9 protein-coding genes and 1 pseudogene are annotated in these 11,860 nt (G+C 38.5%); all 10 read left to right on the top strand.

Annotation, left to right across the window (positions count from 1 at the left end):
* Positions 1 to 93: 93 nt before the first annotated feature.
* A pseudogene (locus J2S17_RS26640) lies at positions 94 to 507 on the top strand (C40 family peptidase); the annotation flags it as partial.
* A 15-nt stretch (positions 508 to 522) separates the two neighbouring features.
* Positions 523 to 1,434: a conjugal transfer protein gene (locus tag J2S17_RS26635; RefSeq protein ID WP_307479894.1), complete on the top strand. Its 912-nt coding sequence runs from the start codon at positions 523 to 525 to the stop codon at positions 1,432 to 1,434.
* Positions 1,435 to 1,721: 287 nt separating this feature from the next.
* Positions 1,722 to 1,952 carry a hypothetical protein gene (locus J2S17_RS26630; RefSeq protein ID WP_307479893.1) on the top strand — a complete coding sequence of 77 codons (231 nt, stop codon included), beginning with the start codon at positions 1,722 to 1,724 and terminating at the stop codon, positions 1,950 to 1,952.
* Positions 1,953 to 2,020: 68 nt separating this feature from the next.
* On the top strand, positions 2,021 to 2,182 hold the full coding sequence (locus J2S17_RS26625) for an aspartyl-phosphate phosphatase Spo0E family protein (protein WP_307479890.1): 162 nt from the start codon (positions 2,021 to 2,023) through the stop codon (positions 2,180 to 2,182).
* 305 nt (positions 2,183 to 2,487) lie between these two features.
* A complete protein-coding gene (locus tag J2S17_RS26620; protein ID WP_307479887.1) occupies positions 2,488 to 3,522 on the top strand; it encodes an ABC transporter substrate-binding protein in 1,035 nt (344 codons plus the stop codon).
* Positions 3,515 to 4,519 (top strand): FecCD family ABC transporter permease, encoded by a 1,005-nt coding sequence (locus tag J2S17_RS26615; RefSeq protein WP_307479884.1) that lies wholly within the window; start codon positions 3,515 to 3,517, stop codon positions 4,517 to 4,519. The genes J2S17_RS26620 and J2S17_RS26615 overlap by 8 nt, the downstream gene beginning before the upstream one ends.
* Complete coding sequence (locus tag J2S17_RS26610) at positions 4,516 to 5,343, top strand: ABC transporter ATP-binding protein (protein ID WP_307479881.1); 828 nt, start codon at positions 4,516 to 4,518, stop codon at positions 5,341 to 5,343. The genes J2S17_RS26615 and J2S17_RS26610 overlap by 4 nt, the downstream gene beginning before the upstream one ends.
* Positions 5,340 to 6,254 carry a magnesium chelatase ATPase subunit I gene (locus J2S17_RS26605; RefSeq protein ID WP_307479878.1) on the top strand — a complete coding sequence of 305 codons (915 nt, stop codon included), beginning with the start codon at positions 5,340 to 5,342 and terminating at the stop codon, positions 6,252 to 6,254. The genes J2S17_RS26610 and J2S17_RS26605 overlap by 4 nt, the downstream gene beginning before the upstream one ends.
* Positions 6,251 to 8,107: a VWA domain-containing protein gene (locus tag J2S17_RS26600; protein ID WP_307479876.1), complete on the top strand. Its 1,857-nt coding sequence runs from the start codon at positions 6,251 to 6,253 to the stop codon at positions 8,105 to 8,107. Before J2S17_RS26605 ends, J2S17_RS26600 begins: the two co-directional genes overlap by 4 nt.
* Positions 8,058 to 11,852: a cobaltochelatase subunit CobN gene (locus J2S17_RS26595; RefSeq protein WP_307479874.1), complete on the top strand. Its 3,795-nt coding sequence runs from the start codon at positions 8,058 to 8,060 to the stop codon at positions 11,850 to 11,852. Before J2S17_RS26600 ends, J2S17_RS26595 begins: the two co-directional genes overlap by 50 nt.
* Positions 11,853 to 11,860 lie beyond the last annotated feature (8 nt).

The raw sequence follows: 11,860 nt of genomic DNA, 5'->3' as shown, positions 1-11,860 counted from the left end.
ATGGAACGCCGTGTGCGGTGAAAGTTGCATGCACGGTGTGGAGCGAGGGAAAACTTGGAGATAGTTTCAAAGAGTTACCTATCGCTATTCGATTTGGTAAGTCAATATTTTATGTCACCGCAATTTGATGATGAATTAGTTCAGCTTGTTATGGACGAAGCATTAAAATATGAAGGTTTCCCCTATGTTTTTGGGGGAGACAATCCGAATACCTCGTTTGATTGTAGTGGACTGACACAATGGAGTTATCGAAAGGCAGGGATTAACTTGCCCCGAACAGCACAGCAGCAATATGATGCAACCGAATCTATTCCTTTATCAGAAGCAAAACCTGGTGATTTAGTGTTTTTTCATTCCACATATAATGCAGGAACTTATGTTACTCATGTGGGAATTTACGTTGGAAATAATCAGATGTACCAAGCAGGAGATCCGATTGGTTATGCAGATTTGACTTCTTCTTACTGGCAAAAGCATCTCATTGGAGCTGGGCGTATTAAACAATAGAAAGGATTGAACAAGATGAAAAGTTTGTTTAAGAAGAAAGAAAAACAAACGCTAGGAACAAAACCTAAAAAAACAAAAGTACGGACTGTTGGAACTCGTAAAAAAATAGTGACTTTTTTATGGATACTCTTAATTGGGAGTCTTGCCTTTGGAATTTACAAAAACTTTACAGCGATTGATCAGCATACCGTTCATGAAAGAGAAATCATTGAAACTAGAATCATAGATACGAATGCGATTGAGAGTTTCACGAAAAACTTTGTGGAAGACTACTACACTTGGCAAAACGAAAAGGATTCCATTGAACAGCGAGCGGAAAAGATCAGTGACTACTTGACAGAGGATTTACAAACTTTAAATACCGATACGGTAAGAGATGATATTCCGACTAGTTCCAGCGTGAGTAATATTGATATCTGGTCTGTGACACCAGAAAAGGATGATACTTATGCGGTTGTTTTTTCGGTAGATCAAAAAATTACGGAAGATAAAAATAGTGAAAGGGTTCGATCGACCTATCGAATCTTATTACATCAAGATAATGTAGGGAATTTAGTAATTACACAAAACCCTACTTTATGGAGTATACCGAATAAATCGGATTATGAACCACAACAATCTGAAAGTAACGGAACAGTTGATTCTGACACTGTGCAAGAAGTGACCGAGTTTTTGGAGACGTTTTTTTCGTTTTATCCGACTGCCACGGATAAAGAACTTGCTTATTATGTAAAAGATCAAGCCTTGCCATTAGTTAATCAAGCGTATGTCTTTTCTGAATTAATCAATCCTGTATTTCAAGAAAATGAGAATCAAATAAAAGTCTGGGTCACAGTGAAATATTTGGATGAGACGACAAAGGCAACACAATTCTCACAGTATGAATTGATTTTAGAGAAAGACAGGAACTGGATGATTGTAGAATGAAAATAATTTAGTAAATCTACATGTATAGAAATACACCACTTATTTACTGAAAAGGAATAAGTGGTGTATCTTATCATGCTTATTTATACAAAAATCGAAATAAAAATTGATTTTATAATTGCCACCCTAAAGTAATTCATTGTTTTTCATTTGCTAATTTGTTTCATACGGCTAGACAATTCTTTTTATCTCTTTATTAGGCTGACTTTCCGTTTTAATGCGCGTTATAATAATTAAAACTTTTTATTTGTATGCACATGGAGTTAGGCTAAGAAAGGAGAGATCATATGATTCAAGATAATGAAAAGGAACATTTATTAAAGCGTGTATTAAATCAAAAATTGTACTTTTCAGAAATAGAAGAAAAACTAATCAGAGTCACCTATAGTTTGATAGCAGACAATGTGTACACAATAGACTGCGCTATTCCTGATTTGATTAAAATTATTAATCTACTTGAGCTTGAACAGCAAGCTATCATGCTTGAAATTAATCGTATATTAGAATTGTCTGATTAAATATATAACTTGAATCTATAATTTTAAAATACATGTGGTACAAAACACAGGAATAGGAGTTTAAAAATTTGAAGTCCAGGAAGGAATTATGCGAAGAGATTATCTTCTTAAAAAGAAGGCTGATTCAAATTGGGAATGAAAATGGTCTGAATCATCCTTTAACTATTCAAATCAGCCAAAAATTGGACAGGTTAATTAATGAATATATGAAATTAACACAAAAGAAATAGCACTGCCTAAAAAGTTTGCAATGCCATTGCTTATGATTACAAAACTATTTAATAGAGTTAACTGAAGGCAACAACATTTTATATAAATCGTAATGATTCCTATTTACATTTTGGCTATAGTCATTTATAATGAGCATAATTCGTAATCATTACGATTTATGCTTTTAAAAATAGGAGGAGGAGCTAACGACAGAAAAATTACATAAATAGAAACAGAAAATTTTTTTAGTTATTAAATCGTAATCATTACGAAATGGAAAGTGATTTTGAAAAGTATACTACTTAAGGCGAAAGGTGGAACAGTTTTGAATAATTTATTACTTACAAAGAAATGGACAGGAATCATCATCACAATTTTTACAATTATCTTTATTGCAGCATGCCAACAAGGTGAAGAAACTCCTTCAACAGACAATGCTGCAGAGGAGAGGCAAGAAGATACAAGTAATAATGTGACAAATAATGATACAAATCATACAGAAGAAATATCTTTTACAGATAATATGGACAGAGAAGTAGTGCTTGATGGTCAACCAGAACGAATTGTAGTTATAGCTTCGGAGTTTTTAAAGCTCATTTATGATTTAGACGGGGAGGCAGTTGGAAGAATGACAACAACTAGTGTACCAATTCCTGAAGAAGCGGAAGATGTACCTGAATTGGGAACGGTGAGTCAAATAAATACAGAGGAATTATTAGCTCTTTCACCAGACCTCGTCATTGGATCATCAAGCTGGCATGCAGATTTAGAAGGAATTTTAGAAAGTAGTAATATACCTTTAGCTTTGTTATCGATGCGTTCTTTTGATGATGTTAAGGAGATGGCGACATTGATGGGAGAAGTATTAGGTAAGGAAGAGCTTGCTGCCGAGAAGCTGCAAGAAACAGAAGCAGAGATGAAGGAAGTGCAGGATCAGCTACCGAGTGATCAAGAACCATCTGTAGTGATTTTAAATGTTTCATCAGGAAGTGTTTCTGTACAAAGAGCTAATACGACTGCGATAGAAATTGGAGATTTACTTCGTGTAAATAATATTGGGAAGAATATGGAAGCTAGTCCAGATTCGCAAACTTCAGCACCATACAGTTTAGAAACAATCGCTGAACAGCAGCCTGATTATATCCTAATAACGATACATGGAAGTGTAGAAGCAGGGCAGGAAAAAATTGCAGAGGAGTTGGAAGGAAATCCTGCTTGGAATTCCTTAAAAGCTGTTCAAGAGGGAAATGTTCATATAATTCCTTCTGCAATGTATTTATCTAATCCAGGTTTTGATTATGCTGATACGATGAAGCATATGGCAGAAATTGTGTACCCAGACGTGTTTGGAAATGAGTAAGAAGCAAGCACTAAGAGATAGAAGAGGGTGGAAAGGTTTTATCATTGTGTTTTTTGCAATTTTACTTATCCTTTCAATGCTTCTTAGTATTAGATTTGGTTCCGTTAATATTCCTTTAAGCGATATTTTGGCAACTTTTACTGGAGGTATTCAGAGTGATTTTCAAAATATTATCTGGAATATCAGAGTTCCACGTACATTTGTTGCTGTTTTAGTTGGAGCTAATTTAGCAGTAGCTGGTGTATTACTGCAAGGGATTATGAAAAACCCGCTGGCTGACCCTTATATTATTGGTGTGTCCAGTGGAGCTGGTTTAGCAGGGATGATTGTATTAATACTTTACCCACACTTACCTCATTTACTGACACCAGTTGCCTTTATTGGTGCAACTATCGTGGCATTTACGGTATACGCTTTAGCATGGGAAAAAGGGATTGCACCAACCAGAATAATTTTGGCTGGTGTAGCAATTTCTGCATTTTTAGGATCTGGTATTTCAGCCTTGATGGTTTTTTATAGTGATAGAGTCCAGGGAACGATAGATTTTATGGTAGGTGGTTTAAGTGCAAGAAGCTGGCCTCAGGTGGAAATCATTTTGCCATACTCCATTATTGGTATTATTCTTGCTATCATTGGTATTCGAAAAATGAATTTGCTTATGCTTGGTGATCGGACAGCTAAAAGTCTTGGAGCGCGGGTAGAGTGGATTCGTTTTTCTATGACAGCAGTGGCTACGTTGTTAGCTGCCAGTGCAGTTAGTGTTGTCGGCTTACTTGGATTTGTCGGATTAATTGTACCTCATACGGCAAGGTTAATTGTTGGAAATGACTACCGGGTGCTTCTACCAGCTTCGATCTTTTTGGGGGCAGCGATTTTAACTGCTTCAGATACAGTAGGGCGTATTGTTTTTGCTCCTATTGAAATACCAGTTGGTGTAATTATGGGCGCATTGGGAGCGCCATTCTTTTTGTATTTACTAAGGAGGAAAATGATATGACTGTTTTACAGGCAACATCTATTTCTCAATCCTATTCTAATAAACAGGTACTGAAAAAAATTGATTTGAAATTAAATGAAGGTCGAATTTACAGCATCATTGGTCCGAATGGCTCGGGAAAAAGTACATTACTGCATGCATTATCTCGACAGGTAAAGCCTACTAAAGGTGATGTATATTGGAAGGAAAAGAATCTTTATCAGCTGTCTCCAAAAAAAGTAGCACAGGAGCTGGCTTTACTTGCTCAAGTGAATGATCCGATGGACTTAACAGTAGAGCAACTGGTTTCATATGGACGGACGCCACATAAATCGCTGCTTCAAAGACTGGACGAAAAGGATCAGGAAATTATTGATGAAGCAATCGATCTCACTAAATTAAATGCACTTAGAAAGCGGAATGTTTCCAATTTGTCTGGTGGAGAAAGGCAAAGAGCATGGATAGCTCTTTGTTTGGCTCAGCAGCCAAAAGTATTCTTTTTGGATGAGCCGACGACGTACTTAGATATCTCTCATCAATTAGATGTGCTGGAAATAGTATCTAGGTTGAAAAAGACAATGGATGTAACAGTTGTCATGGTTCTACATGATCTTAACCACGCAGCTTCTTATTCTGATGAAGTAATTGTAGTTAAGGAAGGGCGAATCTATGGACAAGGGACTCCGAAAGAGATAATGAACCAGAAAATGTTTAAAGAAGTCTTTCATGTACAATCGGATATTTATGAAGATGAGCGGGACGGTATATTACGTATTGTAATGAAACCATTGATAAACTTTAATGATAACCAGTCATTTTTTAAAGAAAGAAGGGCAAGTGTGTGAAAAATTATCCTTTTACAGCAATTGTAGGACAAGAAAAAATGAAGAAAGCGCTAATTATAAATGGAATCAATCCTAAAATTGGAGGTGTGTTGATTCAAGGGGAGAAAGGAACAGCGAAGTCAACGGCTGTAAGAGCACTGGCAGATGTGCTTCCTGATATATCTGTAGTTAATCTTCCAGTTAGCGCCACGGAAGATCGTGTTGTAGGAACATTGGATATGGAGCGTATTCTAAAAACTGGGGAAAAAAAGCTAGAGCCAGGGATATTAGCAAAAGCAGATGGAAATATTCTGTATGTAGATGAGGTGAATCTCTTAGAAGATCACTTGGTTGACATTCTTCTAGATACTGCAGCAATGGGAGTTAATCGTATTGAAAGAGAAGGAGTATCTTATGAGCATTCGTCACGATTTGTATTAGTGGGAACGATGAACCCTGAAGAAGGTATGCTTCGCCCACAGTTGCTGGATCGTTTTGGTTTATGTGTGAATATAGAAAGTGAGAAAAAAGTAGAAGAGCGTATGGAAGTTATCCGGCGTCGCTTACATTTTGAGCGTAATCAGGAAGCGTTTGAGAAAAGGTATGAACAAGACCAACGGAAATTGAAGGAGCAGATACAGTGGGCACAGAAGCTTTTGCCAACCGTAGAGATAGATGATGCTTTGATAGGTACTGTAGCCGAGTTATCCATTGAACTTGGTATTGAAAGCCATCGGGCTGATATAACAGTAATTACTGCTGCTCAGACATTAGCAGCATGGAAGCAGCGCGCGGTGGTACAACTGGAAGATATTTATGAAGCGGCAGAACTTTCCCTGCCACATCGATTATTGCAGGATCCGATGAAGGAAAAATCTTCGTATGAGGAATTGGTTGAGCTATTAAGGTATAAGGTTGTCGATAATAAATGAAACGCTTAGTTGGTCAAATGAAAGCAAAACGTGGGATTGCAGCAACCCTAGTCAATCCATATCTGGACCGGGTATGTATTATTGGAGCTGGAGGAACAGGGAAAACTACTTTACTGGAAGCTATTGTTTCTTATTTTCCGAAAAAGGATACTGTTTTTGTTCCTACCCATGTCACTACAGAAAAACTTTTGGGAGAAAAAGAAATCGCCCTGTTTTCACAACTTGAGAATAACCCTGGCAATCACAGCCTTCTTTATCAAGCAAAGATAGTTATTACAGATCAATTTGCCCTCATGTCAGAAAGTAAGCAACGTTTGCTTGTTCAAATGCTTAAAAATAAGCAGGTTCACGTTGATCAGAACTCCGATTTCTCCAATACTCCTCTTCGTGCGCAATGGTTTTATTGTCTTGATCAGGAGAACGAAGACAAATCGTTGTTAAAGCATGCTAAGCTGTGCGTCCAGCTGTTGCCTATTTTTGACGTATCAGAACGTAGCAATATTCTATTTACTGCAGACAATCCTGAGCGTGAATATGCATTAGAAGAAATAGAGAAAGCTAAACAGCGATTGTCCTCTGTTCAAGTTTCTGATGAAATGCTGCGGTTGGCGGTGGAAGTTGTTATAGGTTCAGGGTGTAGAAATCAGGAAGCTGATATAGATTTAATAGAAACAGCTCGTGCATTAGCAGCTTTAGATTCAGATGAATCCATAGAAGTAAAACATATCGAGGAAGCTGCAGGCTACACAGTGGCTCATCGAATGGAGGAACAGCAGGAATCTCCTTTGCCTGAGAGTGCCGAGTCACATACAAACAGAGAAGCTTCTGAAGACCATTCAGAGGGTGAGAATCATTCAGCTACTAATAGAGAATCAATGCCAATTGATCATAGCGGTGGTGGTTATGATTATGAAGCATCTGGTGAGCCCTTGCCAAAACAAGGATCACCAAATAACGAGGCGATTGCAGAAGTCCCTGAAGATGAAGTGGATCAGATGATTACATATTTAAAGGTACAGTCAGATTTACTTTACCCAAAAAGAACTATCCAACCGCAATCTACGAAAGGAAAGCACCGGGAGGGAACTAATGCTGGAGATAATGGTAGAATGCTCCGAGCGGTTAGTAGACCGACGGAATCTATTTCCTTATATCATACGCTGATAGCTGCAACTCCATACAGGAAAGTTCGTGTACCGAAAGAAGGAATGACACTGGCGATTGAAAAAGAGGATATTCGTTATAAATTAAAGGAGCAGCAACAAGGGTTTACGATTTTATTTTTAGTGGATGCCAGCAGTTCGATTGCAGCAAAAAAACATATGAGAGTTGTTAAAGGAGCTATATTCGAATTACTCCAGCAGGCATATCAAAAAAGAGACCGGATTGGTATGGTTACCTTCCGCAAGACGGAAGCAGTAGAAGTGTTGCCTTTTACGAATAAGTTTCCAGAAGCCAAGCGAAAACTTGGAGAAATCTCTACTGGTGGAAAAACCCCTTTGGCAGCTGGGCTGGAAAAAGCGTTATATCTATGTGAAAAAGAAAAGCGTATGCACAAACAAGCTCTTCCTTATCTAGTTATTTTGACGGATGGAAATGCCAATGAAACGTTGAAGCCTGGTGGTACAGCGAGTCAGGCAAGGAGCGAATCCTATCAAATAGCTAGAAAAATTGCAATCAAACAATTTCCAGTGACCGTCATTGATACCCAGCAAGGAAAAAGTCAATTTGGATTGGCGGAGGAACTTGCTACTGCACTAGACGGAGAATATATCTCGCTCGATGTATTAACAGATAAAAATATTGCCAAAACAGTGCAACGCAGGCTTCATCCATTGGAAGGAAAGAGATAAAATGATCGGTCTGGCTGTTCAGTGTCAGGATGTATGGGAAAGCGATAAAATTTTATTAAAAAAGGAAGGGAGAGAAGAAATCGTGCATATTATTTTTGCAACTGCTTCATCGGGAACATTGGCTGATGCAGTGAAAGCACACGAGAAAGTAATAGAATCCTATCCAGAGCTAAAGCTATCTTTATTTTTAACCGAGAATCCGTTAAGTGCGGAACAATGGATGCGATTTGAAAATGCCTGTCAGTCTGCCAATCTATTTATCTATGATCCGCATGGGGTTGAAAATAAAGTGGTCATGAAAATGGCAGAGATGGCTAGAATGTATGATTGTGATCAAATAGCTTTGATGATGAATGGGTCGAAGTGGGAAAGCCTTATTGGTTTTGGCGCCTTACGAGGGGAAGATATCCAAGTAAATCCGCAATCAGGAGACCTTTCCCTATCTGATAAAGCAAAAGAACGAAACCAGACAGAGTATCAATTAAAGGAGCGAGCGATAGAAAATTATAAGCAGATAAAAAGCTATTGGCATGCTTCTGGAATTGCGAATTGGCAGGAACTTATCTATTTTACAGCCAAGCTTTATGGAGATACAAATGTCCCAGAAGCAAAAGCTCCCGGCTATGTAGAAAAAACAGGCATTATCGATCCTAGGACTGGGGAATACTACAGTAGTGCGGATGTATTCCTGCTGGAGACCAAACAAGATATGTCAAAACCGAAGATAGTTTTTTTCTATCTTGCTTCTCAAGCCAGAATGAAATCCGCAAATATTATTGCAGAACTTATCGAACGTTTTAGACCAATTGCTACGGTTATTCCTATCGGCTTAACAAGTATTATGAAGATTGACTTGGAAAATTTGGAGCGCTTACTTGGTGGGGTATTACATGATGTACAGTTGCTTGTGAATTTTATTGGTTTTCGTCTTGGGGCAGGGCCAAGAGGAGGAGACAAAGAAGATGTGACAGATTGGCTGGGGAAATTAAATATCCCTATGCTTCATCCGTTCTTTCTGACACGTACTTCGTTGGCAGAATGGGAAGAAGCAAAAGGGCTTTCTCCTGTCGAAGCGATGGTCAATGTTGTTTTACCAGAGTTAGATGGTGCTATTGAAACCTATCCCATTGCTGCAATTCAATCAACAGGCTTTAATGAAGCATATCAGTTTGAGAAAAAAGAACTTGTTCTTATTGAAAATCGTGTCAACTATTTTATGAATCGAATTGAGCATTGGTTACACTTGCGTAAAACAAAAAACAATATGAAGCGACTTGCTCTTGTAGGGTATAACTATCCACCAGGAGAAGGAAATTTGTTTGGCGGTTCGTTTTTAGATACATTTCGTTCTATCTCTGCTTTATTAAGTAAATTAGCTGATGAAGGGTATCAAGTAGAACGTATGAGTGAGGAAGAATTGGAAAGACAATTTCGCGAGCAACAGTTATTTAATGAAACAAGCTGGGGTATAGATGAAGACTTGGATCAAAGGTTGCGGTATCCTATTCAAAAGGCGAAAGAAGATTGGAATGATCATCTGGATTCGAAACAGATGAAAGAGTATTGGGGAGAATATCCCGGAGAAATAATGACAAATGGGGAAGACTTTTTCATCCCTGGATTTATCAATGGTAATGTTTTCATTGGGTTGCAACCAAGCAGGAATGGAGCAGGTCAGGACTCATCGGCTAATTATCATGACCAGTCGATTCCACCGCACTATCAATATCAAGCTTTTTATACCTGGCTGGAGAAAGAATTTAAATCAGACGCTATTCTGCATATTGGCACGCATGGCACACTAGAATATTTGCCAGGAAAAGAAAACGGTATGTCTTCCCAATGCTACCCTGATCAATTGGTGCAATCGTTGCCTCATTTTTATTTTTATTATATCGGTAACCCTTCCGAGGCTATGCTTGCTAAACGCCGGACACATGCTGTAATTAGCAGTTACCAAGCACCACCGTTCAGAGACGGGGGACTGTATGGTGATTATGAAGAACTGGAACGTCTACTCCATGAATATCGAGAAGCTGAACAGCTTGATCCATCTCGCTGTGAAGAGATTTTAAAAGGAATTCAAGAAATAGCAGATAAGAATGGCTTTTTCTATCAGCAATTGGATGATATAGAGCAGGAACTGGAAAGGATGCAGTATGCTTTAATTCCGTATGGTTTACACACTATCGGCGAAGGAATGAAGCATGAAGATGCCATTCTCCATACGATATACACGTTACGGAAAGAACATAAAGGCAGTACGCTGAAGCAGCTGGTATCGCAGTTGAGACCAGATTTGCAAGAAGATGCAGTATTGGAGAAAGAAGCTGTTGCTTTAATAAAAGGGTATGTAGAATCCAAACGTTTACCAGATATTCAGGAAAGAGCTCTTGCAGAAGCGTTTGCTGACACTTTAGCGTATGGGAAAAGTATTTATCAGCGTGTGAGAAAAACAGAGGAACTTTCTTCTATTATTAAAGCGTTAGACGGAGGTTATCTTCCAGCAAAATTGGCAGGAGATATATATAGAAATCCAGAATCCTTACCCACAGGTTCTAATGTATATCAATTTAATCCACGTTCTGTACCAAGCCCATCTGCTATTACTAGGGGTGCACAGATAGCTAAGGCAACCATTGCACAGTTTAAGGAAGAGAATGGGGAAATTCCTCATACCGTAGCTTGTGTGCTCTGGGGTATTGAAACATCAAGAACACAGGGGGAGACCATTGGGCAAATTTTAGAATATGTCGGAGCAAAAGCAGTGAAGCATTCAGAAGCATCCAATACAGTCTTTGAACTTATTCCTCTTTCTGAACTGGGAAGACCGCGAATGAATATTGTAATTAGTATGTCAGGGGTATTTCGGGATTTATTTCCGAATGTCATTGACACATTGAATGATTTATTTGAAAAGCTTGTACGTGTGGATGAACAGGAAGAAGATAATCATTTTAAGACTTTTACATTAAAGGTAAAAGAGCGGCTGTTGACCGAGGGGTATAACGAAGCAGAAGCATTTGATTTGGCTTCAGCACGGATATTCGGACCAGCCGCTGGTGAATATGGGACCGGGATTAACCACATGATTGAAGATGGCAGCTGGACAGATGAAGAAGAACTTGGAGAGATGTACAAACATCATGCACGGCATATCTACAGTAAATCAAGAAAGGGAGAAGCTTTCCCTGAATTATATGATATTCATATGGGAGCAACAGATATTGTTTCACAGCTAAGGGCAAGTCATGAATATGAAATTACGGATGTTGATGACTATTATAGTTTCTTTGGTGGATTGGCAAAATCGATTGAAAAAGCGAAAGGAGAGCACGTCGAGATTTACATAACGGATACGACACAACAAACACCACAGACAGAAGATGTAAAACACGCAATTAACAGGGGAGTTAGAACACGTCTGACGAATCCAAAATGGATAGAAGGTCTGCTTGAACATCCGTACCATGGCGTACAACGGATGGCGAAAAATACAGAGAATTTGCTCGGCTTGGCTGCAACAACGAATAAAGTAGAAGATTGGGTATTCTCCCATGTTCATAATACGTATGTAGAAGATAAAGCATTACAGGAAAAAATACGTCAAGCAAATCCGCATGCATATCGCAATTTGCTGGGAACATTGGTAGAGGTGTCGGAACGGGGATATTGGAAGCCTTCTGAATCACAATGGAAAAGTTTAAAAGAGGCATTTTTAGAAGCGGAAGCCTCGATGGAATAAATGAAGAT

The sequence above is a fragment of the Cytobacillus purgationiresistens genome (assembly GCF_030813235.1).
GTDB classification, from domain to species: Bacteria; Bacillota; Bacilli; order Bacillales; family Cytobacillaceae; genus Cytobacillus; species Cytobacillus purgationiresistens.
Note: the sequence above shows the minus strand (reverse complement) of the source record. Positions and strands in the feature narration are given on the sequence as shown.

Excerpts from the sequence above, each read along its gene's own strand:
- J2S17_RS26635 (WP_307479894.1), top strand. The coding sequence starts at position 523 with ATGAAAAGTTTGTTTAAGAAGAAAGAAAAACAAACGCTAGGAACAAAA.
- J2S17_RS26630 (WP_307479893.1), top strand. The coding sequence starts at position 1,722 with ATGATTCAAGATAATGAAAAGGAACATTTATTAAAGCGTGTATTAAAT.
- J2S17_RS26615 (WP_307479884.1), top strand. The coding sequence starts at position 3,515 with ATGAGTAAGAAGCAAGCACTAAGAGATAGAAGAGGGTGGAAAGGTTTT.
- J2S17_RS26610 (WP_307479881.1), top strand. The coding sequence starts at position 4,516 with ATGACTGTTTTACAGGCAACATCTATTTCTCAATCCTATTCTAATAAA.
- J2S17_RS26600 (WP_307479876.1), top strand. The coding sequence starts at position 6,251 with ATGAAACGCTTAGTTGGTCAAATGAAAGCAAAACGTGGGATTGCAGCA.